Origin of the sequence: Allohoeflea poritis, assembly GCF_027889715.1 — a bacterium.
GTDB lineage: Bacteria > Pseudomonadota > Alphaproteobacteria > Rhizobiales > Rhizobiaceae > Hoeflea_A > Hoeflea_A poritis.
In genome coordinates this window covers 518,802-545,178 of record NZ_JAPJZH010000001.1, presented here as the reverse complement: position 1 = coordinate 545,178, position 26,377 = coordinate 518,802, and the positions used below count along the sequence as shown (strand labels likewise).

General features: G+C 60.7%; 24 protein-coding genes and 1 riboswitch. Of the genes, 13 read left to right on the top strand and 11 right to left on the bottom strand.

Going from position 1 to position 26,377, the window contains the following annotated elements; genetic code table 11:
• Positions 1 to 249 precede the first annotated feature (249 nt).
• The gene (locus tag OOZ53_RS02770) at positions 250 to 1,476 is read left to right on the top strand and encodes an ROK family transcriptional regulator (RefSeq protein WP_271087838.1); all 1,227 of its coding nucleotides are present in this window, start codon (positions 250 to 252) and stop codon (positions 1,474 to 1,476) included.
• A gap of 67 nt (positions 1,477 to 1,543) precedes the next feature.
• Here OOZ53_RS02770 and OOZ53_RS02765 read toward each other — a convergent pair whose 3' ends face one another.
• On the bottom strand, positions 1,544 to 2,560 hold the full coding sequence (locus tag OOZ53_RS02765; RefSeq protein WP_271087771.1) for an EF-hand domain-containing protein: 1,017 nt from the start codon (positions 2,558 to 2,560) through the stop codon (positions 1,544 to 1,546).
• Between the two features lie 211 nt (positions 2,561 to 2,771).
• Between OOZ53_RS02765 and OOZ53_RS02760 the strand changes: the two genes are divergently transcribed.
• The 4 genes from OOZ53_RS02760 to OOZ53_RS02745 all read left to right on the top strand — a co-directional run bounded on the left by OOZ53_RS02760 (position 2,772) and on the right by OOZ53_RS02745 (position 6,690).
• Positions 2,772 to 3,500, top strand: a complete 729-nt coding sequence (locus OOZ53_RS02760) for a response regulator (RefSeq protein WP_271087770.1) — start codon at positions 2,772 to 2,774, stop codon at positions 3,498 to 3,500.
• Entirely contained in the window at positions 3,497 to 4,903 is a 1,407-nt protein-coding gene (locus OOZ53_RS02755; protein WP_271087769.1) for an ATP-binding protein, read from the top strand. The genes OOZ53_RS02760 and OOZ53_RS02755 overlap by 4 nt, the downstream gene beginning before the upstream one ends.
• 130 nt (positions 4,904 to 5,033) lie before the next feature.
• The gene (locus OOZ53_RS02750) at positions 5,034 to 5,810 is read left to right on the top strand and encodes a hypothetical protein (RefSeq protein WP_271087768.1); all 777 of its coding nucleotides are present in this window, start codon (positions 5,034 to 5,036) and stop codon (positions 5,808 to 5,810) included.
• Between the two features lie 16 nt (positions 5,811 to 5,826).
• The gene (locus tag OOZ53_RS02745) at positions 5,827 to 6,690 is read left to right on the top strand and encodes an alpha-1,2-fucosyltransferase (RefSeq protein ID WP_271087767.1); all 864 of its coding nucleotides are present in this window, start codon (positions 5,827 to 5,829) and stop codon (positions 6,688 to 6,690) included.
• On the opposite strand, the gene OOZ53_RS02740 is transcribed toward OOZ53_RS02745, so the two are convergent.
• Together OOZ53_RS02740 and OOZ53_RS02735 are read right to left on the bottom strand one after the other, a co-directional pair.
• Positions 6,656 to 7,894, bottom strand: coding sequence for a serine hydrolase domain-containing protein (locus tag OOZ53_RS02740; protein WP_271087766.1), 1,239 nt, complete (start codon positions 7,892 to 7,894; stop codon positions 6,656 to 6,658). The genes OOZ53_RS02745 and OOZ53_RS02740 overlap by 35 nt on opposite strands.
• 189 nt (positions 7,895 to 8,083) lie before the next feature.
• Positions 8,084 to 8,857 carry a ferredoxin--NADP reductase gene (locus OOZ53_RS02735; protein WP_271087765.1) on the bottom strand — a complete coding sequence of 258 codons (774 nt, stop codon included), beginning with the start codon at positions 8,855 to 8,857 and terminating at the stop codon, positions 8,084 to 8,086.
• A 224-nt stretch (positions 8,858 to 9,081) separates the two neighbouring features.
• A riboswitch (TPP riboswitch) is annotated at positions 9,082 to 9,196 on the top strand.
• Positions 9,197 to 9,353: 157 nt separating this feature from the next.
• On the opposite strand from OOZ53_RS02735, the gene OOZ53_RS02730 reads away from it, so the two are divergent.
• Genes OOZ53_RS02730 through OOZ53_RS02715 form a run of 4 tightly spaced genes read left to right on the top strand, consistent with a single transcriptional unit; the run spans position 9,354 to position 11,940 of the window.
• Entirely contained in the window at positions 9,354 to 10,322 is a 969-nt protein-coding gene (locus tag OOZ53_RS02730) for an FAD-dependent oxidoreductase (protein WP_271087764.1), read from the top strand.
• Position 10,323: 1 nt separating this feature from the next.
• Positions 10,324 to 10,521, top strand: coding sequence for a sulfur carrier protein ThiS (gene thiS / locus OOZ53_RS02725; protein WP_271087837.1), 198 nt, complete (start codon positions 10,324 to 10,326; stop codon positions 10,519 to 10,521).
• A 1-nt stretch (position 10,522) separates the two neighbouring features.
• Positions 10,523 to 11,308: a thiazole synthase gene (locus tag OOZ53_RS02720; protein ID WP_271087763.1), complete on the top strand. Its 786-nt coding sequence runs from the start codon at positions 10,523 to 10,525 to the stop codon at positions 11,306 to 11,308.
• Positions 11,305 to 11,940, top strand: coding sequence for a thiamine phosphate synthase (locus OOZ53_RS02715; protein ID WP_271087762.1), 636 nt, complete (start codon positions 11,305 to 11,307; stop codon positions 11,938 to 11,940). The genes OOZ53_RS02720 and OOZ53_RS02715 overlap by 4 nt, the downstream gene beginning before the upstream one ends.
• Here the strand turns inward: OOZ53_RS02715 and OOZ53_RS02710 are convergent.
• Entirely contained in the window at positions 11,923 to 12,903 is a 981-nt protein-coding gene (locus OOZ53_RS02710; protein WP_271087761.1) for a threonine ammonia-lyase, read from the bottom strand. The genes OOZ53_RS02715 and OOZ53_RS02710 overlap by 18 nt on opposite strands.
• A gap of 299 nt (positions 12,904 to 13,202) precedes the next feature.
• On the opposite strand from OOZ53_RS02710, the gene OOZ53_RS02705 reads away from it, so the two are divergent.
• Complete coding sequence (locus OOZ53_RS02705) at positions 13,203 to 13,577, top strand: VOC family protein (protein ID WP_271087760.1); 375 nt, start codon at positions 13,203 to 13,205, stop codon at positions 13,575 to 13,577.
• Here OOZ53_RS02705 and OOZ53_RS02700 read toward each other — a convergent pair.
• Positions 13,564 to 14,865 carry a glycosyltransferase gene (locus tag OOZ53_RS02700; RefSeq protein WP_271087759.1) on the bottom strand — a complete coding sequence of 434 codons (1,302 nt, stop codon included), beginning with the start codon at positions 14,863 to 14,865 and terminating at the stop codon, positions 13,564 to 13,566. The genes OOZ53_RS02705 and OOZ53_RS02700 overlap by 14 nt on opposite strands.
• A 277-nt stretch (positions 14,866 to 15,142) precedes the next feature.
• Here OOZ53_RS02700 and OOZ53_RS02695 point away from each other — a divergent pair, with 277 nt between their 5' ends.
• Positions 15,143 to 15,577, top strand: a complete 435-nt coding sequence (locus OOZ53_RS02695; RefSeq protein WP_271087758.1) for a glyoxalase superfamily protein — start codon at positions 15,143 to 15,145, stop codon at positions 15,575 to 15,577.
• Between the two features lie 39 nt (positions 15,578 to 15,616).
• Here OOZ53_RS02695 and OOZ53_RS02690 read toward each other — a convergent pair whose 3' ends face one another.
• Together OOZ53_RS02690 and OOZ53_RS02685 are read right to left on the bottom strand one after the other, a co-directional pair.
• A complete protein-coding gene (locus OOZ53_RS02690) occupies positions 15,617 to 17,650 on the bottom strand; it encodes an NADPH-dependent 2,4-dienoyl-CoA reductase (RefSeq protein ID WP_271087757.1) in 2,034 nt (677 codons plus the stop codon).
• Between the two features lie 37 nt (positions 17,651 to 17,687).
• Positions 17,688 to 18,128, bottom strand: coding sequence for a nuclear transport factor 2 family protein (locus tag OOZ53_RS02685; protein ID WP_271087756.1), 441 nt, complete (start codon positions 18,126 to 18,128; stop codon positions 17,688 to 17,690).
• Positions 18,129 to 18,227: 99 nt separating this feature from the next.
• On the opposite strand from OOZ53_RS02685, the gene OOZ53_RS02680 reads away from it, so the two are divergent.
• On the top strand, positions 18,228 to 18,761 hold the full coding sequence (locus tag OOZ53_RS02680) for a PadR family transcriptional regulator (protein ID WP_271087755.1): 534 nt from the start codon (positions 18,228 to 18,230) through the stop codon (positions 18,759 to 18,761).
• Positions 18,762 to 18,791: 30 nt separating this feature from the next.
• On the opposite strand, the gene OOZ53_RS02675 is transcribed toward OOZ53_RS02680, so the two are convergent.
• Together OOZ53_RS02675 and OOZ53_RS02670 are read right to left on the bottom strand one after the other, a co-directional pair.
• Positions 18,792 to 21,191 (bottom strand): heavy metal translocating P-type ATPase, encoded by a 2,400-nt coding sequence (locus OOZ53_RS02675; protein ID WP_271087754.1) that lies wholly within the window; start codon positions 21,189 to 21,191, stop codon positions 18,792 to 18,794.
• Between the two features lie 115 nt (positions 21,192 to 21,306).
• The gene (locus OOZ53_RS02670; protein ID WP_271087753.1) at positions 21,307 to 21,849 is read right to left on the bottom strand and encodes a DUF992 domain-containing protein; all 543 of its coding nucleotides are present in this window, start codon (positions 21,847 to 21,849) and stop codon (positions 21,307 to 21,309) included.
• A gap of 325 nt (positions 21,850 to 22,174) precedes the next feature.
• Between OOZ53_RS02670 and OOZ53_RS02665 the strand changes: the two genes are divergently transcribed.
• The gene (locus OOZ53_RS02665; RefSeq protein WP_271087752.1) at positions 22,175 to 23,752 is read left to right on the top strand and encodes an FMN-binding glutamate synthase family protein; all 1,578 of its coding nucleotides are present in this window, start codon (positions 22,175 to 22,177) and stop codon (positions 23,750 to 23,752) included.
• Between the two features lie 6 nt (positions 23,753 to 23,758).
• Here OOZ53_RS02665 and OOZ53_RS02660 read toward each other — a convergent pair whose 3' ends face one another.
• Positions 23,759 to 25,051: a hypothetical protein gene (locus tag OOZ53_RS02660; RefSeq protein ID WP_271087751.1), complete on the bottom strand. Its 1,293-nt coding sequence runs from the start codon at positions 25,049 to 25,051 to the stop codon at positions 23,759 to 23,761.
• Between the two features lie 29 nt (positions 25,052 to 25,080).
• Complete coding sequence (locus OOZ53_RS02655) at positions 25,081 to 26,370, bottom strand: hypothetical protein (protein WP_271087750.1); 1,290 nt, start codon at positions 26,368 to 26,370, stop codon at positions 25,081 to 25,083.
• Between the last annotated feature and the right edge of the window lie 7 nt (positions 26,371 to 26,377).

The following is a 26,377-nucleotide window of genomic DNA, read 5'->3' as shown; positions in this document are numbered from 1 at the left end:
CCGGGTCCGGCCATATGGTCCGTTTTGGTTGAAGCGGAACCGCACCTGCATGACGGTCCGCCGGTTCAGGTGCGGGCGACCACCGCTTCATGGTCAATCACACACGCAAACCTTGCGCTTGTCAATAAATAAATCCACTTGATTTATTTATTTTCTGTGCCAAAGTTGAATGGGGCGAAGAAAACGTGATCTTGCGCATATAGAATAACCAACACACGCCGACGAACGCCCGGGAGGACCTTGTTGAACATGCAGCCGGACAGCGCGGCCCGGGATGACGCTCCCAGGATCAAGGATCCGAGCGGCGGATCGAACCAGACGCGCGTACGGGCGCATAATGAGCGGCTCGTCATGTCGCTGGTGCGCCGTCACGGAAGCCTGGCCAAGGCCGAGATCGCGCGCCGCACCGGACTTTCGCCCCAGACGGTTTCCGTCATCATGCGGGCATTGGAGAAAGACTCGCTGCTCATACGCGGCGATCCGGTGCGCGGCCGTGTCGGACAGCCATCCATTCCGATGGCGCTCAACCCGGATGCCGTCTTCTCGGTTGGCCTGAAGATCGGCCGCCGCAGTGCCGATCTCGTGCTGATGGACTTTGTTGGTGGGGTGCGCCGCCAACTGCGCGAGACGTTTGCCTATCCGCTGCCGGACCAGATCATGCAGTTTGCCGAAAGCGGCCTCGAGGGATTTCGCGCCGAGCTCGACGAGGCCGCGCGAAACCGCATAACCGGCATCGGCATAGCGTCGCCATTCGAATTGTGGAACTGGCTCGATCAGGTCGGCGCGCCGTCCGACGAGATGGACGCCTGGCGTGAATTTGATTTCGCCGAGGCGTTCGCCCGCGTGACCGACCTTCCCGTGATTGTGCAGAATGATGCAACGGCGGCCTGCGGCGCCGAACTGGTGTTCGGACGCGGACGCGAATTTGCCGATTTCGCCTATTTTTATGTCGGCTCATTCATCGGCGGCGGCCTGGTCCTCAATCATGCCGTCTTCACCGGCCGAACCGGCAATGCCGGTGCATTCGGCCCGATCCCGGTCCCGGGGCCTGACGGTAGGCCGCGACAACTGCTCAACCAGGCATCGATCTTTGTGCTCGAAAACCGTTTGAAGGAGGCTGGGCTCGATCCGTCGCCCCTTTGGCTCAATCCTGACGACTGGCCGGATTTCGGGGATATCCTCTCGGAATGGATAATCGAAACCGCGCGCAACATCGCGATCGCCGCGTTGGCGATTGCTGCAATCATCGACACGGAGGCGGTCCTCATCGACGGCGGATTTCCGGAAGATGTCCGCAAGCGGCTCGTCGAGGCCGTCAGGTCGGAATTCGAGAAGCTTGACCGGCAGGGTATCCAGGAGCCACGGATCGTCGAAGCCGAAGTCGGTGCGGAAGCCCGTGTGATCGGTGGCGCCAGCCTGCCGATTTTCAATCGCTTCATGATCGATCAGAACGTGCTGATCAAGGAGCCGGTCTGATCGATCGCCGCTCATGCAAAAGGGCCGGTCGGTACCGGCCCCTTGTCTTGTTGGTCCGAAGCCGCAGTCAGCTTTTTTCTTCCGGCTGGATCGGCTGAACCGGCTTGAGCTGCTTCGGCGCGGAAGCGCGCTCGCTGCCTTTCTTGTGCTTGCGGTGATCCGAGCGCTTGCCGTGATGTTTGCCGCGCTTGGCATCCGCCTTGGTCACAACACCATCGCCGTTACGGTCATGGTTCTTGACGAAGTCGATGTTCCCGGCGGTGTATTCCTCAAGCGTGATGCTGAGGTCGCCATTGGTATCGTAGCGCTGGAAGCCGCGGACAATGCGCTCGTTGTTCATGTCCTGCCAGACGGTTGCGAACTCTTCGAGCGAGACGGACTGGTTGTTGTCGGCATCGGCATTGCCGAACAGCGCCGTGCGAACCTGGTCGAATTCGGCCCGGGTGATCTTGCCGTCCTTGTCGGTGTCAAAGCGCTCCATGAGCTGGCTCGCACCGGGCCCGCCGCGGTGCGATCCGCCACGTTTGGCCATTTTCTTGCCGTGGCCGCGCTGTCCGGACTTGGCGCCTTCTTTCTTGGCGCCGTCCTTCTTGGCACCGGCCTTTTCACCATGGGCGGGGCGTGTCAGCTCGCCGTTTCCGTCGCGGTCAAGGCGATTGAACATGCGCTCGGACGCGGTGTCGAATTCTTCGACGGTCACGGCGCCGTCGCCATCGCGGTCAAGCCGCTGGAAGGCGCGTACCATGGGATTGCGCGAATTCTCGACCCAGGCGGTGCGGAAGTCGTCCAGGTTGATGACGCCATCCTCGCCGGCATATGCGTTGAAACGCTCGACGATCACGGCTTCGACTTCTTCCTGTGTGATGACGCCGTCCTTGTTGACATCATACCGCTCGAAGGCACGCTTCATGCCTCGGTCTCCGCGTTTGGCGCGCTTTCCTTGCTTGCCGCCGGCATGCGCCATGCGTTTCTCGGCAACCGGCTTGTTGTCGACGGATGCCGACTGGGCGAGCGTGGGCAACACGCTGGCGCCAAGGAATGTCGTGGCCAGCAGGGATACGGCGATTTTCTGCGTTCTGTTCATCGCTCCTGTCCTTTCGGTTTTTTGCTGCGATGACCAGAAGCTAGTTCGCACTTGTCGCAAAACTACGGTTGAAAAAGCACGAATGTGTCACCAACTGTCGCCAGCCTCGCGCGTGATACAAATTGATACAATTTCAATTTTCGCATTGGACAATGAACCGCTAACTCTCTGATTATCGGAGCAATGCTTTGCCAATTTCAGGTTCCTGGCGATGAATGAGATCAGTGCGCATATTTTGGTTGTCGATGACCATCGCGATATTCGCGAGACGCTCGCCCGCTATCTCGTCAAGAGCGGCCTGCGCTCCTCGATGGCCGATGGAGCCGCGCAGGCCCGCAAGATCCTGGCGGCCTCGTCCATCGATCTTGTGGTGCTCGACGTCATGATGCCGGGTGAGGACGGGCTGTCGCTGTGCCGGCATCTGGTCGAGAAGGGCGGGCCGCCCGTCATCCTGCTGACGGCGATGGCCGAAGACACCGATCGTGTGGTCGGTCTGGAAATCGGCGCGGACGACTATGTGACAAAGCCTTTCAATCCGCGCGAACTGCTTGCCCGGATTCGCGCCGTGCTGCGGCGGACCTCCCTTGTCCCGAAGGAACGCGATCCCGTTTCCAGCGAGCGCCTTGCGTTCGACAAATGGGTGCTGGACCTGTCGCAACGGCACCTTATCGGACCCGACGACGTGATCGTGCCGTTGTCGACCGGCGAGTTCCAGTTGCTGGTGGCGTTTTTGAAGCGCCCGAAGATGGTGCTGTCGCGTGATCAGCTTCTCGATCTGACCACGGGGCGCACGCCCAATGTTTTCGATCGCTCCATCGACAACCAGGTCAGCCGCCTGCGCCGCAAGATCGAGCCCGATCCGAAGAAGCCCGAGTTCATCAAGACTGTCTGGGGCGGCGGTTACACATTCACCGCGCCGGTCAGGGATCCTGACGCATGAGCTGGAAGCATCTCAGCCTGCTGCCGCGAAGCCTCGCCGGACAGTTGATCGGTCTCATCCTTGTGGCGGTGGTCGTCTCGCAGATTTTCACGCTGTGGCTTTTCACCGATGAGCGACGCGGCGCATTGCTCGAACTTGCCGGCGGCCGCGTCGTGTCGCGCACGGCCGCGCTCGTCGAATTGCTCGACGACACGCCGCCCGAACTGCACGAGCAGATCCGCAGGGCGGCATCCAGCCCGGTTTCCTATTTCTGGATATCGAACCGGCCGGCGCTTTCCAAGAGCGGTACCAGCCGCACGGATTTGCGTATCCAGCAGGCGCTCGCCGAGGAAATCGGCACCGACCGGGCGGTGCGCACGCAGGTCGGACGCAATGTCGAGGTGCCGCGCTACCGTCATGCCCGTCAGCGGGCCGATCAGGCCAAGAAAAAGCCGGCAACCCGACTGGTGCCGCTGGTCGTGGCCATGTCGGTGCAACTGGACAATGGCCGCTGGCTCAATATGGCGTCCAGCCTGGACATGCAGCCGAACTCGCTGCCGCGCCTCTTTGTCTCCATCGCACTGATGGGCGCGGCCGTCATTGTCATCGTCGCCTTTACCGTTCGCCGCCTGACGAAGCCATTGAGCAATCTGGCGGAAGCCGCCGACCAGCTCGGCCGCGGCGCCGAGGGGCTGAGTGTCAAGGAGGCCGGGCCGCATGAGGTCAGAAGCGCGATCCACGCATTCAACGTCATGCAGGAGCGGTTGATGCGTTACGTACAGGACAGGACGCGCATGCTGGCCGCCATCAGTCACGACCTGCGAACGCCGATAACCTCGCTGCGCATCCGTGCCGAATTCATCGAGGACGAGGAAAACCGCAACCGCATCATCATGACGCTTGATGAAATGCAGCGCATGGTGGAGGCCACACTGGCACTGGCGCGCGACGAGGCCAGGCGCGAAGAACAGAGCCGGGTCGATCTCGGGGAGTTCCTTGACGCCATCGTCGCGGATTACCAGGACATGGATCAGCCGGTGCGGCTGGAGGACGGACCGGGGCAGGGCGCACACAGGGTCGTTGTCGCCTGCCGCCCCATCGCCATGAAACGGGCGCTGCGCAACCTGATCGACAACGCGGTCCGCTACGGCAAGGAAGCATCGATCGGATATGCCGCCGACCCGAAAAACGTGACGATCACCATCTCCGACAACGGGCCTGGCATTCCGGGAGATCAACTGGAAGAGGTTTTCGAACCGTTCCTGCGGCTTGAGGATTCGCGCAGCGAGGAAACCGGCGGCATCGGCCTCGGACTGGCCATCGCCCGGTCCAATATTCAGGCCCATGGCGGAACGCTAAAGCTGGAGAACCGCAAAGCAGGTGGACTTTCGGCAAAGGTGGTGCTGCCGCGCGAGACAGTGTGACGGGTCGTCTTTGCGCGTGAGAACCGCCTTTCACGCATGCCGCTGATAAGCTAAGCTGTGGAAGGGGCGACGGGCGAACATCAGTGTGTGCGGCAGCCGGCTTGATGTCTCGCCGGCACGAAGCGATGCTATGACATTCAACCCCATCAAGCTCGCACGGCGAATCTATCTCATCAAGGCCGCGCTGAAGGCAAAAAGCCGCAATGAGGGCTTTGTGTACAAAGACCGGTTCGTGCGGTCGTTCACCGAAAATCCCGACAATCCGTTTATCGTCAGCTTTCCGCGGACCGGCAGTCACTGGCTGCGGCTGCTCATGGAACTCTATTTCAGGCGGCCGTCTCTTGTCAGGGCGTTTTACTATCCCGAAAAATCCGATTTTCTCGCCTGCCATGTGCACGATCACGATCTTGATGTCGAACGGCGAAACGTTGTCTATCTTTATCGCGAACCGGTAGCCACCATATTCTCGCAATTGTCCTATCATGGCGAGAATGTCGACGATGTTTCGCGCATTGTGCATTGGAGCGATCTTTATGCGCGCCATCTCGACAAGTGGATTTTCAGTGAAACATTCACGCAGCACAAGACGGTGCTGTGTTACGATCGCATGCGCGAGGACTTGGAGCGGGAGTTCTCCTCGCTTTGCGCGCATTTCAGCGAAAAATTGGATCGGCAGAGGCTGAGACGTGTTGCCCGGACGGTTTCAAAGGGAGAGGTAAAGAACCTGACAGCCCACGACCACCGGGTCGTGCCCGATCGCCCCGACTATGACGACGCGCGTAAAACATTTGCCGGGAAGCACGCGCCATTGGTATGGAAGACACTGCGGGGCAGGAATTCCCGGCTTGAACCTTACCTCTCGGGCAAAGCAGATGGCGGCAAAGCAAATGACGTCGATGACGACTAGATAACCGGCGGCTTGCATGGTCATTACGCGCATTTTCGGCGGGCTCGGCAATCAGATGTTTCAGTATGCCTGTGGGCGGGCGCTGGCGCTGCGCACCGGCAACGAACTTGTTCTGGACGAACGGGATTTCTTTGCCGGGCCTGGCCAGGAGCCGGGGTTGCACCACCTGAATGTTGTTTCCGGCAAGGTTGCTGCCGGGAAATTGCCTCCGTCAAAAAAGCAACGCCTGCGCTATCTTGTGTGGCGTGCGCTGAAACTTCCGCCGAGAATTGTCCGCGAGCAGGGCATGGCCTTCGACCCGAAGGTCATTGCACTGCCGGGCGATGTCTTCCTGCACGGGTACTGGCAGTCTGAGCGTTATTTTTGCGACTTTGCGCAAAGGCTGCGGCAGGAGCTTTCGGTCAAAACGCCTCCCGATAAAGCCAATACCGCCTTGTTGCGGCAGATGGGAGCGGAGCCGGCGGTCTCACTGCACATCAGGCGTGGTGATTACGTCACCAATCCAAAGGCCAATGCCCTGCATGGCACCTGTTCACTGGCTTACTATAAAAGGGCGGCAAAGCTTATAGCGGAACGCATGGATGAAAATCCGGTTTTCTACGTGTTCTCCGATGAGCCGCAATGGGCCGCCGCCAACCTTGAACTGCCTTTTGACATCCGTGTCGTGGATCACAACAGCGGCGATCGCAATTTCGAGGACATGCGACTGATGTCCGCGTGCAGACATCATATCGTTGCCAACAGTTCCTTTTCCTGGTGGGGCGCCTGGCTCAACCCGTCCGAAAGCAAGATCGTGGTCGCACCGGAAAAATGGTTTGCCGATCCGGAGAAATCCAACCCGGACATTATTCCGAAGAGCTGGCTGACCGTTGAGAACTAGATTGCGACATGCCCGTGCTTACGCTGTCCCAGGCCGCATAGAGGGTTGAGTGCAGAAGCGGTATGCGTTCGCCGAACCGCACGACAACAAGATCGTGTTGCGGCATCATGTAGGTGGTCTGGCCGCCGCGCCCCAGCATGTAAGTGAACGGCCCTTGCAGCGGTTCGCCTTGCCGGTCGAGAACATTGTGAAAAATCTGGGTGCCGTAGTGCCCCAGCCGGCGCTGCGCTTGTGTCACCGCATGTCCGAAATATTGCTGCCACAGGTCCGGTGGAAGAAACGGTTCATTCGGCTTGCCGTTGTGTGAGAGGAAGATCGCCACCCTTATCCAGTCACGTGCCGTCGCAAAGAGGCAGCAATAGGCCGATACGGGCTTTCCTTCACCGGCCAGGCGCCAATGGGCATTGGCCGCGCCGCTCGGTCGCCAGATCTGGTCTGCAAGGATGTCCTCGAGCGGCCGATCGTAGATGGCCGACAAAAGCCGGCCGAGGACGGCCGTGTTGACATTCTGGTAGTCATATTGGCCGGCACGGCTTGCATCCGTGCGCAGGCTGGTGGCCAGTGCATCAAGGCCCTGCATATGCAGCCGTGCATTCGGGCCGAACGGATTCAATGATCTGCTGTCGACATGCTTCGGTTCGTTGCTGGATAAGGCCTTGGAGCCATTCCTGTCGAAAACCACTCCGCTCCGCATGGTCAGAAATTGTTCAACCGGGACGCTGCGAAAGCGGGCGTTGCCGATATTGGGCAAATAGTTGCCGATGGGATCGGAAAGTTCGGCTATGCGGCCTTCCGCATGGGCCCGCAAAACGAGGGCGCCAACAAGCGATTTGACCATCGAAAACGAGTTGAATTGCGTTTTCGTGTCGAAACCGGGTGCATAGTGCTCGGCTTGCAACAGGCCGCCCTGCCACACCAGCAACGCGGTGCCGCCATTTTGCTCGAACAGGTCTTGCGCCCGCGCGTTCAATGCCTTGGATGCGGCGATCCAGTGAGGTTTCGGTTCCGCTGTGCCGCGCACGGTCGCATAAGACCCGGATGCCGGCCAGTGCTGCGCTGGATAGCCTTCATAGATGAGCCGCGGCAGGTAGGGCGCCATCATATAGACCAGTAGCGCGATCGCGACGACGGCCAGCGGCGCCGGAATCAGCATCCAGCGCACGAAGGGCCGGCTGTTTGGGTCGCTATCAGTTTTTTCGGGCATGCCCGCCGCAGGTCCGTCAATGTTGAAAAGATCGTCGCGCCTTCTGTAGCATCATATGCGGTCAAAATAACGACGCTCACAGTTTCGCAGGAGCGCCGTTACAAGATTATCTCGGGAATGTGCCGGAAATGAAGTTGGTTCCAAGCAAGACAAAACGCGAAAAGCAGGCCGAATGACCTGCGCATCGCGTCACTTTTCCACGAACGCCTTTTCGATCAGATAGCTGCCCAGCTGGGAGCGCGTGCCTTCGGTAAAGCCGCGTTTTTCGAAGAAGTTGCGCGTGTCGTCCAGCATTTGCGGTCCGCCGCATAGAATCACCCGGTCGTTTTCCTTGTCGATCGGGGGCAGACCGATATCGTCGAACAGCTTTCCGCTTTCCATGAGCTCGGTGATGCGGCCATTGTTGCGGAAGGGCTCGCGTGTGACGGTCGGATAGTAGATCAGCTGATCTTTGACCATCTCGCCCAGATATTCGTGATTGGGCAATTCGTGCGTGATGTAGCCCTGATAGGCCAGATCCTTGATGAAGCGAACCCCGTGAACCAGCACGATCTTCTCGAAGGCTTCATAAACCCCCGGGTCCTTGATCAGGCTCAGGAACGGTGCCAGGCCGGTTCCTGTTCCAAGAAGGTAGAGGTTCTTGCCCGGCAGGAGGTGGTCCGTGACAAGCGTACCCGTCGGCTTTGTGCCGATCAGCACGGATTCGCCTTCCTTGAGATGCTGCAGCCTTGAGGTCAGCGGACCGTCGGGGACCTTGATGCTGAAGAATTCAAGCGTTTCCTCATGATTGGCGCTGGCCATCGAATAGGCACGCATGAGCGGCCGGCCTTCGACCTGAAGCCCGACCATGGTGAATTCGCCGTTGCGGAAGCGAAAACCCGCATCCCGCGTCGTCTTGAAGCTGAACAGTGTGTCGTTCCAGTGATGGACCGACAGCACGGTCTCCTCGTTGAAGCCTTTCATGAATACTCCGTCAGAAACGCCAAGAGTGTCATCCGGCTGCGGAAAATATCAGGCGGACATTCGAATGAAAGCGTTAAAAGTTCCAAATTGGGGGCAATTTGGAGATTGCGTTTCTATGTCGCAGGCGCAACACCATCGCTCCGCAACAATAAGACAGTTCTGCGAAGCTTTGCCGCCGGACAGGGATTGGCTTGACAAGGCGTCTCCATGTTGTTCTTCTTCTGACATTCACCAGGGGGGTCCCGGCAAGGGGCTGAGATACTGCTGGCGCAAGCGGCGCAGTGACCCGTTGAACCTGATCCAGTTCATGCTGGCGTAGGGATGGTGCGAGCGTTGCGGGCAGACAGCCGTTCGGCGGACAATGGCAGCGCAAATTCCATACCTGTTCCGGCATTTCTGGATCCACGTCGATTGGGACGATGGAGGCCGATTTGATTTGCACGCTGCCGCTGACACGCCTCGATGCGGATGAAGCATCCGACCGGGATGACAGACCATGAAAGTTCTGATCAAGGGTGCGGGCGTCGCCGGTCTGGCATCGGCCCGGGAGCTGTGCCGGCACGGAGCGGATGTGACGGTCACCGACCGTTGCGGCAGGGTCGGCGGCGCGGCTTCCTGGTACGCGGGCGGCATGCTGGCACCCTGGTGCGAAGGCGAAAATGCCGATGAAAAAGTAACCCGGCTCGGCATCGGGGCGGCAGACTGGTGGGCCGAGGCGGCGCACGGTCATGTCGAACGAATGGGAACGCTTGTGGTCGCACCGGTGCGTGACCGCGCCGAGTTGGACCGGTTCGCCGTGCGGACTTGCGGCCACAAACCGGTGGACGAAGGGGAGATCGGGGTGCTGGAACCTGTTCTGGCCGGCCGATTCCGACGCGGGCTCTTTTTCGAAAACGAAGCGCATCTGGATCCGCGCGCGGCCATGCGGTCGCTGCAGGAACGCCTGGTGCAAAGCGGTTGTCGGTTCCACCTCGACAACCGGGACGCCAATATGGACGGCTTCGATGCGGTGATCGATTGCACGGGCATGGCAAGCCCGGTCCGCGGGTTGCGGGGCGTGCGCGGCGAAATGCTGATCCTCAAGGCCGTCGGCCTTCATTTGTCGCGGCCGGTACGGCTGCTGCACCCGCGCATCCCGGTCTATGTCGTGCCGCGCGGCAACGGCTTTTTCATGGTCGGCGCAACGATGGTCGAGAGCACATCCGACGGCGGCGCCAGCGCGCGTTCCGTCATGGAACTGCTGAATGCGGCCTATGCATTGCATCCGGCTTTCGGCGATGCGGAAATTGTCGAGATCGGTGTCGGTGTTCGACCGGCATTTGCCGATAATTTCCCGCGCGTATCCCGCAATGGCGATACGATCAGCATTAACGGCCTCTACAGGCATGGATTTCTGCTGGCCCCGGCGCTGGCCGTCGACGCGGCGTCCATGGCCCTGAAAATAGGGGAGGCGGCGCATGCGTGAGATTTCCCTGATCGTCAACGGGCAGCCCGCCAATGTCGCTTCGCGTGATCTGGCCACGCTGCTGACCGAACTTTCCTATGACGGCGATTGGCTGGCGACGGCGGTGAACGGTGTCGTCATCCGGCGCGACGACCGAGTTGCATATGCGCTTCGTCCGGGCGATCGCGTCGAGATCCTTTCGCCAATGCAAGGAGGCTGAGATGCTGGAGGTCTATGGCAAAAAGCTTTCATCGCGGTTGATCCTCGGAACCGCGCAATATCCTTCGCCAGAAATGATTGGCGAAGCCGTCCGGGCCGGAGGCGCGTGCGCTGTAACGGTATCGCTGAGGCGCGAGAGCGCGCAGGATACTGCAGCGGCCGGCCCGGGCGGAATATTCTGGTCCATGGTCCGATCGCTCGGCGTGCCGGTGCTGCCGAACACGGCCGGCTGCCACACGGCGCGCGAAGCCGTCACGACGGCGCAGATGGCCCGGGATGTCTTCGGCACCAACTGGATCAAGCTGGAGGTCATCGGCAATCATGACACGCTGCAGCCGGACGTGTTCGAACTGGTGGAGGCGGCAAGGATCCTGTGTGACGAGGGGTTCGACGTCTTTCCATACACGACCGACGACCTGGTCGTCGCGGAACGGCTGCTCGATGCCGGTTGCCGCGTGCTGATGCCCTGGTGCGCTCCCATCGGTTCGGCGAGGGGACCGGTGAACCTCGACGCGCTGCGTTCAATGCGCGCTCACTTCCCCGATATCTGCCTGATTGTCGATGCCGGTATCGGTCGCCCGTCCCACGCGGCGACCGTCATGGAACTGGGTTATGACGCGGTGCTGCTGAATACCGCGGTGGCTCGCGCCGGCGATCCGGTCTATATGGCCCGAGCCTTTGCCGGCGCGATCAAGGCCGGACGGACCGCCTGGCACGCCGGGTTGCTCGAGCCACGCGATTTTGCCGTTCCATCCACACCGGTCATCGGCATGGCGACATTCCAGTGAAGCTCGATCCGTTCTACCTCATAGTCGACAGCGCCGCTTGGATTCGCCGTCTTGTGCCGCTCGGCGTGCGCCTGGTGCAACTTCGCATGAAGGACATGGACGAGATGTCGATGCGCCGCGAGATCGCCGAAGCCAAGACCGTCTGCGAACGCCATGGCTGCCAGCTCATCCTCAACGATTACTGGCAACTTGCGATCGAACTGGATTGCGACTTTGTCCATCTGGGGCAGGAGGATCTTGCCGCGGCCGATCTTCGCAATATCCGCGCCGCCGGTATCCGCCTCGGCATCAGCACCCACGACGAAGCGGAACTTGAAACGGCGCTCTCGGCAGTACCCGACTACATCGCCCTGGGCCCCATTTACGAGACGCGGTTGAAGAAGATGCGCTGGGCGCCGCAGGGGCTGGAACGCATCTCCGACTGGAAAAAACAAGCCGCGCCACTGCCGCTCGTTGCCATTGGCGGCCTTGATCCGCAGCGTCTGCCGGGTGTCTTTGCAGCAGGTGCCGACAGTGCGGCCGTCGTGACCGACATCACGCTGAATGACGATCCGGAAGGACGCACCAGGGAATGGATCGAAAGGACCCGGCGGTTGATCGGCAGTACGTCCGTATCACCGGCCATCCAGTAAGGCGTTGTAGCGCGCCGCGCCGATATTGGAGCCGCAGGCGAGAACGCAGACATTCTTTCCGGCAAGCTGCCGGCGCAGCGGCCCGGTGGCGGCGGCAAGGGCCGCGGCGCAGGCGGGCTCCGCCACGAGCTTCAACCCATCGCGCATCAGCGCCATGGCATCAAGCATCGCGCCGTCCTCGATGCGCACGATGCGGCTGACGAAATTCCGGGCGACCGCATAGGAAAAGGGCAGGGCGGCGGGCGATCCGAGGCTGTCCGCAATCGTGTCGACCTTGCCGATACGGACCGGCTCGCCCCGTTCGAAGCTCTGTGACAGGCTGTCGGCGCCAAACGGCTCGACGCCGATGACTTCGCAATCGGGCTTATTCTGCCGGATTGCGGCGGCGACACCACCGATAAGCCCGCCGCCGCCGACGGCGACGATCATACAGTCAAGCCCGGGAAGGTCCTCGATGATTTCCGCCCCCAGCGTGGCTGCCCCGAGAGTCATGTGTATCCCCTCGAAAGGATGCATGACCGTCATGCCTTCGGCCACGGACAACCGGTTCATCTCCTCGAATGCGGCAGCGATGTCGTCGACGAGAATTACCTCGGCGCCCGTCTTGCGGCAGCCATCGACACGCAGCCGATCCGTCGCCTTCGGCATCACCAGCGTCGCACGGACATGCTGCTTGGCGGCCGCCCAGGAAACGGCGAGCGCGTGATTGCCGCCGCTGGCGGCGATTACGCCGGCGGCCCGTTCCTGAGCCGAGAGCGCGCCGATGCCGAGAAGATTGCCGCGCGCCTTGAAGGATCCCGCATGCTGGAACAGCTCCAGCTTCATGGAAACCGAGCGCGCATCGCCGAAAAGGTCGGCAAACGCGTCCTGTCGAAGCGGCAGCATTGGCGTGCGGATGATTTCGCCTTCGATCGCTTTCGCGGCATTGCGGATATCTTCTTGATTTGGAATGTCGTCTTGCATCGTCGATCAATTGGTTAGCGTGGCCAAACGGCGTGGAGAACCTACAGCACGTTCCAATGCCGCGCACAACGACAATCGAATATTGGGTAGCCGCCGTTCGGGAGCAATGTTTGCAGGGCCGGTTTTGATCCTGACAGGAATGTCAGGAGCGCGGCGTTCGTTTGTGTTCGCCGGTTCGCGAAACCGGTATGAGAACAGATTGTAGGGAGAATCAATTCCGGGCAGTGACGCTTTCCAGGCCAATCGGCCGGCAACAGGATATCCGCCCCGAAACATCAGTAACGTCAGGAGCATTGATCATGTCATCGAACATCCTCGGTCTCAGAACCACGATCTACATGGTAGCCGATCTGGAAAAGGCCAAGGCCTGGTACAGCGACGCTTTCGGCACGAAGCCCTATTTCGACCAACCGTCCTATGTCGGCTTCAACGTAGCGGGCTACGAGCTGGGGCTGATGCCGGATGAAACGCCGGCGGACGGCAAAGCCGGCACGGTCCTGACCTACTGGGGCGTAGAAAATATCGAGGAGGCGGTCGCGCATTTCGTGGCGCTGGGCGCGAGCGTTGTCGAGAAACCGACGAATGTCGGCGGTGAGATCGTGGTCGCCGGCGTCAGCGACCCGTGGGGTAATGTCGTCGGGCTTATTTACAACCCCGAATTCAAGCTGCCTTAGTTGGCTGCGCGGTGCGCTCAGCGATATTCTCAACGAAGGAGACGGCAGTCGCGACACCATCCTCGGACCGCAACCGTTCTCCGATGGCCGCTGCCCGTTCGCGCATGCGTTCATTGTAGATCAACTGGTCGAACACATTGGCCAGCTTGTCGGCCGTGACCTGTTTTTGCGGGATCGGCTCCGGGCCGGCGCCGAGCCGTCGAACGGTCTTGCCCCAGAAAGGCTGGTCGGCAAAAAACGGGCAGACAAGCGTCGGTTTTCCGGCGCGAAGGCCGGCCGCAGTGCTGCCGGCGCCGCCGTGGTGAACAACGGCGGCGACCTGCGGGAAGAGCCAGTCATGCGGCGCCTGGTCGATCATGAAGACATTATCCGGAAGGTCACTGGCGCTGAGACCGCCCCAGCCGCTTGCAAGAAGGCCGCGTTGTCCGGTTTTCTGGAGCGCGCCGATGACGGCGGCGGCGAGCCGCTCGGGATTTCGACCGGCCATCGAACCGAAGCCGACATAGATGGGCGGGGAGCCGCCTGAAAGGAAATCGCTCAGTTCCCGCGAGGGCCGCCAGTCGTCTTCAGCATCCAGGAACCAGTATCCCGACATGATCGCGGTTCGCGGCCAGTCGCCGGGCCTTGGCAGCACGTGCTCGCTGATCGCATGCAATGCAGGGATCGTATTGCCGTCCTGGTCGGCAAGATAATCGAGATTGACGCGTTTGACGGGCGTGTTCGTCGCCTCGCGCCAGGCGCGCACATCCTTTCCCGCCGACACCTTGATGAAGAAATTGACGATGCTGTAGCCGAGGCGGTTGTACCAACCGCCGAGGCCCAGATCGGCGAAGCCCACACAGGGAAATTCGCCTGTCGGAACAATCATCGGGATCGGGGATGCAAGGATGCACGGAATGCCCAGCTTCTCGCCGATCGCCGGACCGAGCACGGCCTTGGGATGAAAAATGACCAGCTCCGGCATGAATTCCTGCGCGACAGCCCAGCTGTCTTCGATTGCCTGCCTTTGAAGCGGCGCCACCTGCCGCCGCATGCGGATCATTGCCGAAACGGTTCGCACGATATTGGTCGTGTCCTCCATCAGCGCCTTGCCTTCATCGGAATCGACGATCTTCATCAGGTCGTCGCTGATATGACCGTAGGTTAAGCCGTGGTCTTCGATGAATTCGCGGAACCGCTCGCAGGTGGCAAGCGTCACTTCATGGCCCGCTGCCTTCAATCCCTTACCGAGGGCGACATAGGGCTGCACATCCCCGCGCGATCCGATTGTCAGGATGAGGATTTTCATTGAGTCTCCGCAATGCTGCTCATTGCAGTTATGTATCCCGCGAGGTTCGTTCAAGCGCCGAATGTGAAAGGCTTTCATGTTTGGCCCGTGCACCGGGCTTGACAATCAAGCCCCGCGTCGCCATCTAGCGTTCCTCGGCAAGAGGCGCCTGCCGCTCGCTGGCGAAAGCCATGGTGAAGCCCTCCAACAGACATTCAACGCCAATTCAGAGCATCTGGATCGATGGCAATGCGAGCACCTTCATTTACCGTGATGCGCTATTCGTATGAGGCGAAGAATGAACGACGCATTACCGACGATTGAAACACTGAAAGACCAGGCACGCCGGCTGCGCAAGTCGCTGGAGCGCCAAGGTCAGTCCATGAGCCATTCCAGGGCGCTGGAAGCCGTTGCACATCAGTACGGCTTCAAGGACTGGAATACCATCAGCGCGCGGGCGTCCAACACGCCGCCGCTTGCGCCCGTATATGTGGGCGAGGCGGTCAGCGGAACCTATCTCGGCCAGCCCTTCACGGGGCGGGTGCTGGGTATCTACGCGCTGCCGGCCCATGACCGTTTTCGGATCACGCTGCACTTCGACGAGCCCGTCGACGTGGTGACCTTCGACAGCTTCTCCGCCTACCGGCAGAGGGTCAAGGCGATCATCGACTCGCGTGGCACCACGCAGCAGAAGACGTCAAACGGAAACCCGCATTTGCAACTGCATTTGTGAAGCAAGGCCTGCCGCACCCCGGTGCGGCAGGCGCAATTGTCAGAGCGCGGCAGCGACACGGCTGCCTTGGTCGATCGCCCGCTTTGCATCCAGTTCGCCGGCCTTGAAGGCGCCGCCGATGGTTTGACTGTCGATCCCGCGCTTGCTGAGTGCTTCGGCCAGGCTGTTCTCGGAGAGCTGCCCCGCGCAGATGACGATCGTGTCGACGTCCAGCCATTGGGGATCGCGGCGTTCCTCGCCGAAGGAGATGCGCAGGCCCTGGTCGCCTATCTCCTCGTAGTTCACATTGCCGAGCATCTTGACCTGTTTCATGGCTAGTGCCGCCCGGTGGATCCAGCCGGTGGTCTTGCCGAGGCCGGCGCCGTGCTTTTTTGCCTTGCGCTGCAGCAGCGTGATCTCGCGCGGCGAGGGGTCGGGTTGCGCGCCCGCCGGACTGAGCCCGCCACGCGTTTCGGAAGGATCGCCAACACCCCATTCCTTCTTCCACAAATCGAGATCCTCGGTCGGCGAATGACCCTCATGGGCGAGATATTCGCAAACATCGAAGCCGATGCCGCCGGCACCGACGACCGCGACCTTCTTGCCCACCGGCTTTTTGTCGCGAAGGACGTCGATATAGCTGAGCACCTTGGGGTGATCCTGGCCGGGGATCTGCGGGTCGCGCGGCAGCACGCCCGTGGCGACGATGACCTCGTCGAAGCCCTGATCTTTCAGTGAGTCCGGATCGATGGCAGTGCCGAGCACCGTGCGTACCTGCTTAAGTTCGAGTTGGCGCCTGTAATAGTCGACGAGACCGACGAATTCCTCCTTGCCCGGTATGCGCTTGGCCATGTTGAGCTGGCCGCCGATCTCCTGTGCCTTGTCATAGAGCGTGACCTCGTGGCCGCGTTCGGCCGCGACAAGCGCCGCTGAAAGCCCGGCCGGGCCGGCGCCGACCACGGCAATGCGCCGCGGCTTGTCCGCTGGCAGGTAGTTCAGTTCGGTTTCATGGCAGGCGCGCGGATTGACGAGGCAGGTCGACAATTGCATCTGGAAGGTGTGGTCGAGGCAGGCCTGATTGCAGGCGATGCAGGGCGTGATCTCGTCGGCGCGACCTTCCTGGGCTTTTTTAACGAATTCCGCATCGGCAAGGAAAGGGCGCGCCATGGAGATCATGTCGGCGCAACCATCCGCCAGCACCTGTTCGGCGACTTCAGGCGCGTTGATGCGGTTGGAAGTGATCAGCGGGATCGAGACCTGTCCCATCAGCTTCTTCGTCACCCAGGTGAAAGCGCGGCGCGGCACCGATGTCGCGATGGTTGGGATGCGCGCTTCATGCCAGCCGATCCCGGTGTTGATGATCGTCGCGCCAGCGGCCTCGATGGCCTTGGCAAGCTGGACGACCTCGTCCCAGGTGGAGCCGTTGGGCACCAGATCAATCATCGACAGGCGGTAGATGATGATGAAATCCTCGCCGACCGCCTGGCGCACCCGTTTGACGATTTCGATCGGCAGCCGCATGCGGTTCTCGTATGCGCCACCCCAATCGTCTTCGCGCTTGTTTGTGTGGGTGACCAGGAACTGGTTGATGAAATAGCCTTCCGAGCCCATGATCTCGACGCCGTCATAACCGGCTTCGCGGGCAAGGGTCGCGCAGTTGGCGAAATCGGCGATCTGCTTTTCGATGCCGGCCTCATCCAGTTCGATGGGGGCGAAGGGTGAGATGGGTGACTTGATCGCCGATGCCGAAACGCCGCCCTGATGATAGGCATAGCGACCCGAATGCAGGATCTGCATGGCGATCTTGCCGCCTTCGGCATGCACGGCCTGTGTTGTCGGAACATGTTCGGCCACTTCTTCCATGACCGAAAGCTTGCCGGCGCCGGGCAGGGCGGCACCTTCCTCGTTCGGCGAGACCCCGCCCGTCACCATCAGTCCGACGCCGCCGCGGGCACGTTCCGCGAAATAGGCGGCGACGCGATCATGCGCCTTGCGGTCCTCAAGCCCCGTGTGCATGGAGCCCATTAGGATGCGGTTGGGCAGGGTGGTGAAGCCAAGGTCAAGCGGCGTGAAGATGTGCGGATACTGGCTCATGGTCGATCCCTCTGGAAACGCGATCTGGCTTGAGATGTCAGGCGGTGGCGGCGCCCGTTTTCATCAGATACGGTCCGGCCTTCTCGCTCATCTTCTGTGCGAGCACGGCCAGTGCATTGGCGGGGCGGATCATCACCTCGAATTCAACGATCTTTCCCTCATCGTCGAAGCGGATCATGTCGATACCCTTCAGCGACTTGTCTCCGATATTGGCGGAGAACTCGAGAATGGCGCTTGAACCGTCGGCCGTTGCAAACTGCCTGTCGTAGCGGAAATTCTCGAAAATTCCGGACACCGTGGTGATGATGAAGACGAAGGCCTGTTTACCGGGATAGGGTTTGAAGAAAGCCGGAGAGCGGAAGATGATCTCGTCGGATGCGAGTTCGGCAAGGCCGCCGGTATCCCGATTGAGGAGCATGCCGTGCCAGCGCTCGAGCGTTTCCTGCGCTGCCGGACTCAATCCCGGTAAAGGTGTCATCAGCGTCCTCCCGTCTGCTGCAAAGCAATTCATATGTGCATTGACACATATATGCTATGTTCAATAAAAAAGACAAGAGAAAATGGAGTCGTTCTAAAGTTGGCCCTCTCACACGCCATTCTCGTATGCCTGACCGAGCGCCCGATGTCGGGCTATGACCTTGCCAAGTTCTTCGACACGTCAATCGCGTTCTTCTGGAAGGCCACCCATCCGCAGATCTATCGCGAACTGAAAAAGCTCGGCGGGCAGGGTTATGTGACATCGGCCGAGGAGGTTCAGTCCGGCAAGCCCAACCGCTTTGTCTACAGCATCACCGATGCGGGCAAGCAGGCTCTGAAGGACTGGTCGCGCGAGCCGGTCGCCCTGCCGTTGATCAAGGACGATCTGCTCGTGCGGCTGCAGGCCATCGAATATGTCGACAAGGATGCCCTGCGCGAGCAGATCCGCGCGCGCCTTGCTGCACATCGCGAACAGCTTGGGCAGTATCATCACATCCGCGACGTGCGCTTCAGCGACGGAAAGCCAGCGCCCGAAGACCTGGGCAAGCTGATGGGGCTGGAACTCGGCATCCAGTATGAGCAAGGCTGGATCGCATGGTGCGAAGGCGTGCTGCAGCGGTTGGAGGGTACTTGAGCGAGCCGGACCATTTTCCGGTTTGAGCCTCTACAGCTTGATCGTCCGCAGTCTCAGCGCATTTGTGATGACCGAAACCGATGACAGGCTCATGGCAGCCGCGGCGATCATCGGCGACAGCAGGCTGCCGGTCAGCGGATAGAGTACGCCTGCGGCGATGGGAATGCCCGCCGTATTGTAGGCGAACGCGAAGAACAGGTTCTGCTTGATATTGCGCAAGGTGCCGCGCGCCAGCTTGCGCGCCCGCACGATCCCCGAAAGGTCGCCCTTCAACAAAGTGATGCCCGCGCTTTCGACAGCGACATCCGCGCCGGTTCCCATGGCGATGCCGACATCCGCGGCGGCAAGCGCCGGTGCGTCGTTGACGCCGTCGCCGGCCATGGCCACACGCTTGCCCTGCGACTTCAGGTCATCGACAAGCTGCTTCTTGTCGGCAGGCAGAACGCCGGCATTGACCTGATCGATTCCCAGTTGCGCTGCGGCCGCGTTGGCGGTCGTCTCGTTGTCACCGGTCGCCATCACGATGGTCAGGCCCTGTTCGTGCAAGGCCCGGATGGCCTCGGCCGCATTGGCCTTGATCGGATCGGCGACCGCTACGATGCCGGCGAATTCGGCCTCTATGGCCACGAACATCGCGGTCTTGCCTTCCTGTCGCAGGCCGTCCGCCACCGGCCTGGCCGCCGACAGGTCGATCTGCAGTGCTTCCATCATCGCATCATTGCCGAGCGCCACTTCGCGTCCGGTCACTTTGCCCGCTACACCCTTGCCGGTCATTGCCTCGAAATTGATCATCGTTTCCAGTGTCAGCTTTGCGTCTTCCGCGCCCTGAACGATCGCTTCGGCGAGCGGGTGCTCGGATCCTTTTTCAAGCGTGGCGACTAGCTTCAGGATGGTGTCCTTGCTGTGCCGCGAGAGGCTGATGACGTTGGTCAGTTTCGGACGGCCCTCGGTGAGCGTTCCGGTCTTGTCGACGACGAGCACATCGACGCTGGCGAGGCTCTCCAGGGCTCCGGCGTCCTTGACCAGCACGCCGGCCTGCGCACCGCGTCCGGTGGCCGTCATGATGGACATGGGCGTCGCGAGGCCAAGCGCGCAGGGGCAGGCGATGATAAGCACGGAAACCGCCGAGATCATCGCGAAAATGAACGCCGGAGACGGGCCGACCGCAAGCCATACGAAAAATGCGATCACGGCAACCGCGATCACAACCGGGACGAAATAGGACGCGACGGTATCGGCCAGTCCCTGGATCGATGCCTTCGAGCGCTGCGCGCTCGACACCATGTCAACGATCTGCGCGAGCGTCGTTTCGCTGCCGACTCGCCTTGCCTCCATGACGAGGCTGCCGTTCTTGTTCAGCGTTCCGCCTGTCACAGGATCGCCGGCGGTTTTCTCAACCGCCACCGGTTCACCCGTGATCATGCTTTCGTCGACGGCGCTGCGGCCATCGATCACAATCCCGTCGACAGGAACGCGCTCGCCCGGCCTTACGCGCAAACGGTCGCCCTCCAGAACGTTCTCCAGGGGCGCGTCGTATTCCGAGCCGTCATCAAGAATACGCCGGGCCGACTTGGGAGCGAGATCAAGCAAGGCCCTGATGGCATCGCCTGTGCGCTCGCGCGCCCGCAATTCGAGCACCTGGCCCGCGAAGATCAGAGCGATAATGACCGCAGCGGCCTCAAAGTAGACAGGCACATGACCACCGTCCATCTGGAACCGGTCGGGAAACAGTCCCGGCACGAAGGTGGCGACAACGCTGTATCCGTAAGCGGCGCACACGCCGAGCGTGATCAGCGTCCACATGTTGAAGTTCAGCGTGCGGATCGATTGCACGCCGCGCTCGAAAAAGGGCAGGGCCGCCCAGAGCACAACCGGGCTGGCCAGAACGAATTCGATATAGATCGCCAATCGCTCGCCGAAGAGCGAGCGAACGGGAAGCCCGACCATCGGCCCCATGGTCAGAACGAGCAGGGGAACGGCGCATATGAGGCTGACGATCAGCCGGCGTGTGAAATCGACCAACTCCTCGTTGGGGCCATTCGGCACGACGCCGACCGGTTCGAGAGCCATCCCGCAGATCGGGCAGGAGCCCGGTTCATCGCGAATGATCTCGGGATGCATGGGGCAGGTGTAGGTGGCATCGGCATGCGCCACCTGCTTGATGCGCTTTGCGTTTCCGGAGGCGTAGAAATAAGGGTCCGTGTCGAACGTCTCGTGGCATTTCGCCGAACAAAACACATAATCCTCGCCACCGAATTGCGACCGCGGCGTGTGCTCTGTCACATTGACCTGCATGCCGCAGACCGGGTCGGTCGGCGGACCGTTCTCCTCCGCCGTTTCCTCAACGGCTGTCAAAACATCGTCCTGGTTGCTGTTCGGCACATCCCCGCAAGGGGTATGTGCCGGCGCCGCATCTGTCTTTTCACGCATTCATGGCTCCGCTGGCTCGCGCAAATGCAGCTTATAATATGTAATCTTTAACTAAAATTACCAGCGGTGCGACACCCGGCCGCCGCAATTCAACAGCCGGGCGCCGGAAGGATGTTCAGCGTGATGCCGCTTCGCTGGAGAGTGTCAGTGCCCCGATGCCGGCAGACGCGTTCAGACCGATATTGCCGCTGACGCTCACCGGAACGAGGTTGAGGTTGTTTTTCAGATTGCCGACCAGGACATTGGCTCCGACCCCGATGCCGAGACCGGCGGCGGCCGACACGCCGACATACGTGCCGTCGAGTCGGCCCTGCGGAACCTGGTAGCTCGGCGCGTATACGGCCCAGATCAGCCTCTCGCGGCTCTTGAAGCCGATATCCGGGCCGACCTTGGTGATGGATCCGCTGTAATATTCGTGGGCCTGCCCGGCGTGGCGGTTCGAGAATGTGCAGCTCAGGTCACTGGACGAACCGACGACGTAGCCGAAGCCGCCATCGCTGGAGCAGCTCAGCATGCCGATTTTGGTAAAGTGGCGTTTCGGGGCCGCTGCCTCCGGAATTTCAGCCGGCGGTGTATCGGCAGCCCGAATCGGTGTTGCTGCAACAAGGATTGCTGTCGTTGCGGCCACCAGGGCAACTGCCGGGTTTGTTGATTTCATCGTGACTCTCCTGCTCACAAAATCTCGGTCCGGTTCGATTCCGCAACCCTTGTCTCAGCGGTGCGGGTATTTGCCGGAGGCCAATACAAAATGCGGATTCGCGGCCAAAGTGGGCCGAGATTGTGTTGCTTGTCGGGTAATCCTGTGCCGCTCCCTGGCAGTCTCCGGTCGGCGCGCCGTGGATGCACAGACCGCTACATCGCGAATTTTTCACAATAATTCTTGATCGTGCAATTGGGCGAAAGCTAGAGTCGCTCTAAGCCGCAAACTACGGCGGCCTTATCGCGCAGTACCGAACTGCGCAGGATCGCGGAGGATGCGCCTTATGATGCGAACAGTCTTTTACGTCGTGTCGGTCGTGGCACTGCTCGCCGTTTGGCTGATCGCCCTGGCGTGGCCGCCCTTTGTATGGGCACTGGTGATCGTGGTGCCGCTGATACTTGTCGGTTTCTACGACATTCACTGGTCAGACCACAATGTGTTGCGCAACTATCCGGTGATCGGCCACCTGCGCTACGCTTTCGAGTTCATCAGTCCGGAAATCAGGCAGTATTTCGTCGAGAACAATGAGGACGGCAAGCCCTACAACCGGATCCATCGCAACCTTGTCTATGCCCGGGCCTCGGGAACCGTCGACACCCAGCCTTTCGGCACGCAGCGGGACATCATGGATGTGGGTTTCACCCGCGGCAGCCACTCTCTGGCGCCCAGGAAAGTCTCGCGCGACGAGGCGCGTATTGTCGTCGGCGGTTCGGAATGCAAGCAGCCCTATTCGGCATCCAGGCTCAATATTTCCGCCATGAGCTTCGGAGCCTTGAGCCCGACGGCGATCCACGCGCTGAATGCCGGCGCCAAGCGCGGCAACTTCGCGCACAATACGGGCGAGGGCGGGCTGAGCCCCTACCACTTGGCTGGCGGCGGCGACATCATCTTCCAGATCGGCACCGGCTATTTCAGTTGCCGCACCCCGGAGGGCACGTTTGACGAGGACAAGTTCATCGCAATCGCCAACCGCGATGTGGTGAAGATGATTGAAATCAAGCTTTCCCAGGGCGCCAAGCCGGCCCATGGCGGCGTATTGCCGGCAGCGAAGGTGGATGAGGAGATTGCCCGGATCCGCGGCGTTCCGGTGGGAAAGGACGTTATCTCACCGCCTGCGCATACGACTTTTTCCTCGCCGGAAGGATTGCTTGAGTGGGTAGCGCGCCTGCGCGAGGTCAGCAACGGCAAACCGGTCGGCTTCAAACTCTGCGTCGGCCGGCGTCACGAGTTCATGGGCATCGTAAAGGCGATGCTCAAGACCAAGATCCTGCCGGATTTCATCACCGTTGACGGTGCGGAAGGCGGCACCGGTGCGGCGCCGCTGGAATTCACCGATCGCCTCGGCGTGCCCATCAATGAAGGCCTGTCCTTCGTGCATTCCTGTCTTGTCGGCGCATCGCTTCGCGACAAGCTGCGCCTCATTGCAAGCGCCAAGGTCGTCACCGGTTTCCACATGGTGGAGAAGCTGGCGCTTGGGGCCGACATGTGCAACATGGCGCGGCCGATGCTCTTCGCGCTCGGCTGCATACAGGCGGTGCGCTGCAACACCAACACCTGCCCGACCGGCATCGCCACGCAGGACCGGCAGCGGGCCAAGGCGGTGGACATTGAATCGCGGCAGGTCCGGGTCGCGAATTTTCACGATGCAACGGTTGAGAGTTTTCTTGACCTGGTCGGTGCAATGGGTCTCGAATCGCCCGAGCAACTGACGCCGGACCTGATCTATCAGCGTGTCGCGGATGAAACCGAGCGCACCTACAACGAGATCTACCCGTTCCTCGAACCGGGAGAACTTCTCGGCAAGGATATCAACCCCGTTTTCGCGCATCATTGGCAGAAGGCCAGCGCCGAAGCCTTCTGATAAAGCCTATATCAGCTGAGTCTTCGTGTCGGGATTGCCGGCCGTGCGATAGGTGAGCGCCGCCGTGATGGCGTTGATCAGCGCCAGCGCCAGGATCGCCCAGATCACATGCTGCAGATGGGCAACGGACGCCATGGCAAAGGACAAAGCGATTCCAACGGTTCGAACCACGACCTTGGAGACGCCGATACCGATGACGGCGTATTCTTCCGGCGCGACATCCATGAAATAGAGATAGCGCGCCGTCGATACGCCTCGCACCGCAACGGTCACGATGAACAACGCGATCGCGTGGATATAGGGCGAGTCGATGACCGGATAAAAGAAGTTCGCAACCAGAATGGCACCGGCCAGGGCTGCCAGGCTTGCACCTGCCGTCATGACGGTTCGTGTCGATTTGGTTCCCACCAATCCCCAAAGCGGTCCGGAAACGATGAGCGCGGTCGCCGATGACAGGATAAGCGCGGCAAGGCCCTTGGGCGACGTGTGGTGTGCCAGGGCGGCAAGGATGGCATAGAAGGGGATGGAAAGTTCGACGGTCAGCAATGCCAGCCGGACGCGCAGGTAGCGACGGAACCACTGCATCCCGATCAGCAGGCGCAAATTGTCAATGGCCTCGCTTGTTTGTGCGGCAATCGAGAACTTGTGAACTGCTTTATCGACGGAGGCCGGTGTCTCCCGCGCCACCCTCTCGAATTCGCGGACCAGCAGGATAACGGCGCTCGCGACAACAAAACAGGCAACACCGATCGTGACCAGCACCACATGGCGGTCAAAGGGCGGATCGTCAAAGAACGCCCGATGCGCCGACCAGGCCAACGTACCGGTTACGATTCCGCCCAGGGTCATGACCGAATACATCAGCAGTGTACGCGACCGCGAATTGAGAACTTCCCCGTAAAACCCGGCGGTTATGATGGCCTGATACTCGGACGTCGCTTTGACAACGAGTATGACAAAAACGAAGCAGATCCCGACCACAAGAGGTGTTCCGAAAGCGGCGGCAGCCAATGCCACGGCGAATGCAACCGCCAGAACAATATCGGTTGCCGCCAGGTCTCTTTTTTTCTGCGGTCTTTGTGCCGCGATCGGCGTCGCAAAAATCGCCGTCATCAGACATGCAGCCTGACCGAATGTGACGAGCATACCGGCCAGCAAGACGGGGAGTTCCAGCGAGATTGCAAGATAGGTCAGGACAACGGACGGATTGGCCATTGTCCAGGCTGTGGTCGAAAACGTCCCTTGGCCGAACAGGACGGACAGGTTGCGTTTTTCAGTTAGAGACTGAGTGTCGTTCATACCAATGCTGTGCCATCGCAATTTACAACCTAGGCCGCTGCAGCTTTCGCGCGGCCCGAGATCGACAGGATGAATATTGCCGTACAGAGGTTAAGAAAGGATACAAGGGAAACTGCCAGGGCAATGTGCTGTGCGTGCGCCAGTGCCGCCATGAGGGCCGCAAGCACGACGCTCCATACCTTGACGACACTTTTGGATGTTGCAAGGCCGGCCACCCGATGCGCCTTGGGCGCGTTGTCCAGATACCAAAGCGCCCGGGCATTGGTAACGCCCTGAACACCGACCGTGACGGCGAACAGCGCGGCCGAGTGGGCGATGGTATCGTCGACTGTGGGCACATAGTGATTGAGGACCAGCGCGGCTCCGCTCGCCGCCGCAAGCAGAGAGCCGCAGGCCATGACCATCCCGTTCGACAGCCGACCGATCGAACGCCAGATAGGGCCGGCAAGCATCAGTGCAGCCGCGGAAGAGATAATCAGCGCAGTCAATCCCTTGTGCGAGGCGCTGTGGGCAATGGCGGCAAGGATCGCGAAAAACGGTATGGACAGTTCGACGGTCTGCAGCGCCAGCCGGATCATCAGGAACCGGCGGAACCACGGCATGGTCAGCAGGTCCCGCAATTTGGAGACAAAATCCAGAAGGGCGAGCCGGGCCGATTGTGGAAAGTTTCGGCGCTCACCTGTCGCGCGATTGTCGTTTGTTGCAACTCTCAGGTCGCGAACCTGCAACACGGACAATGCCGCGATGGAGAAGCTGAGGACCGCGATGGCGACAACCGCCGCGTGCCGGGCAAAGGCCGGGTATTCCTGCGTTGCGACATGCACGGCCCAGGTAAATGCGATCGTGCATGTGCCGCCGATGCCCATGGCCGCGTAGATCAGGCGCTGGCGGTTTTGGGACTCAAGCACATCGGCCAGGAAATCCCAGTTGATGAGATTCTGATATTCCTCGACCATGCCGATCATCAGGACGACGAAGAAAAACGTGGCTGTCACGACAGCTGTAGACGTCGTCAGGACCGAGGCAATAGCGAGAAGGGCGCACAGGGCGAGTATGAAATCCGTCCGGGCGATGACGACTTTCTTGTTGACAAGGCGGGCCGCGGCGCTGGAGCCGAACACGGCCATCCCGACATTGCCGGATCGCCGCACGCTGACAAGCAGGCCCGCCAGTAAGATCGGCATCTCCATCGAAATTGCCAGATAGGACAGCACAACGGCCGGGTTGGACATGGACCAGCCAACGGTTTGAAGCGCGCGCTGGCCGAACAGGACCGACAGATTGCGCTTCTCGTCTGGATTTACCTGCTGTGTGCCCATATTGCTC

Excerpts from the sequence above, each read along its gene's own strand:
- OOZ53_RS02770 (WP_271087838.1), top strand. The coding sequence starts at position 250 with ATGCAGCCGGACAGCGCGGCCCGGGATGACGCTCCCAGGATCAAGGAT.
- OOZ53_RS02765 (WP_271087771.1), bottom strand. The coding sequence starts at position 2,560 with ATGAACAGAACGCAGAAAATCGCCGTATCCCTGCTGGCCACGACATTC.
- OOZ53_RS02760 (WP_271087770.1), top strand. The coding sequence starts at position 2,772 with ATGAATGAGATCAGTGCGCATATTTTGGTTGTCGATGACCATCGCGAT.
- OOZ53_RS02755 (WP_271087769.1), top strand. The coding sequence starts at position 3,497 with ATGAGCTGGAAGCATCTCAGCCTGCTGCCGCGAAGCCTCGCCGGACAG.
- OOZ53_RS02750 (WP_271087768.1), top strand. The coding sequence starts at position 5,034 with ATGACATTCAACCCCATCAAGCTCGCACGGCGAATCTATCTCATCAAG.
- OOZ53_RS02745 (WP_271087767.1), top strand. The coding sequence starts at position 5,827 with ATGGTCATTACGCGCATTTTCGGCGGGCTCGGCAATCAGATGTTTCAG.
- OOZ53_RS02740 (WP_271087766.1), bottom strand. The coding sequence starts at position 7,894 with ATGCCCGAAAAAACTGATAGCGACCCAAACAGCCGGCCCTTCGTGCGC.
- OOZ53_RS02735 (WP_271087765.1), bottom strand. The coding sequence starts at position 8,857 with ATGAAAGGCTTCAACGAGGAGACCGTGCTGTCGGTCCATCACTGGAAC.
- OOZ53_RS02730 (WP_271087764.1), top strand. The coding sequence starts at position 9,354 with ATGAAAGTTCTGATCAAGGGTGCGGGCGTCGCCGGTCTGGCATCGGCC.
- OOZ53_RS02720 (WP_271087763.1), top strand. The coding sequence starts at position 10,523 with ATGCTGGAGGTCTATGGCAAAAAGCTTTCATCGCGGTTGATCCTCGGA.
- OOZ53_RS02710 (WP_271087761.1), bottom strand. The coding sequence starts at position 12,903 with ATGCAAGACGACATTCCAAATCAAGAAGATATCCGCAATGCCGCGAAA.
- OOZ53_RS02705 (WP_271087760.1), top strand. The coding sequence starts at position 13,203 with ATGTCATCGAACATCCTCGGTCTCAGAACCACGATCTACATGGTAGCC.
- OOZ53_RS02700 (WP_271087759.1), bottom strand. The coding sequence starts at position 14,865 with ATGAAAATCCTCATCCTGACAATCGGATCGCGCGGGGATGTGCAGCCC.
- OOZ53_RS02695 (WP_271087758.1), top strand. The coding sequence starts at position 15,143 with ATGAACGACGCATTACCGACGATTGAAACACTGAAAGACCAGGCACGC.
- OOZ53_RS02690 (WP_271087757.1), bottom strand. The coding sequence starts at position 17,650 with ATGAGCCAGTATCCGCACATCTTCACGCCGCTTGACCTTGGCTTCACC.
- OOZ53_RS02685 (WP_271087756.1), bottom strand. The coding sequence starts at position 18,128 with ATGACACCTTTACCGGGATTGAGTCCGGCAGCGCAGGAAACGCTCGAG.
- OOZ53_RS02675 (WP_271087754.1), bottom strand. The coding sequence starts at position 21,191 with ATGCGTGAAAAGACAGATGCGGCGCCGGCACATACCCCTTGCGGGGAT.
- OOZ53_RS02670 (WP_271087753.1), bottom strand. The coding sequence starts at position 21,849 with ATGAAATCAACAAACCCGGCAGTTGCCCTGGTGGCCGCAACGACAGCA.
- OOZ53_RS02665 (WP_271087752.1), top strand. The coding sequence starts at position 22,175 with ATGATGCGAACAGTCTTTTACGTCGTGTCGGTCGTGGCACTGCTCGCC.
- OOZ53_RS02660 (WP_271087751.1), bottom strand. The coding sequence starts at position 25,051 with ATGAACGACACTCAGTCTCTAACTGAAAAACGCAACCTGTCCGTCCTG.
- OOZ53_RS02655 (WP_271087750.1), bottom strand. The coding sequence starts at position 26,370 with ATGGGCACACAGCAGGTAAATCCAGACGAGAAGCGCAATCTGTCGGTC.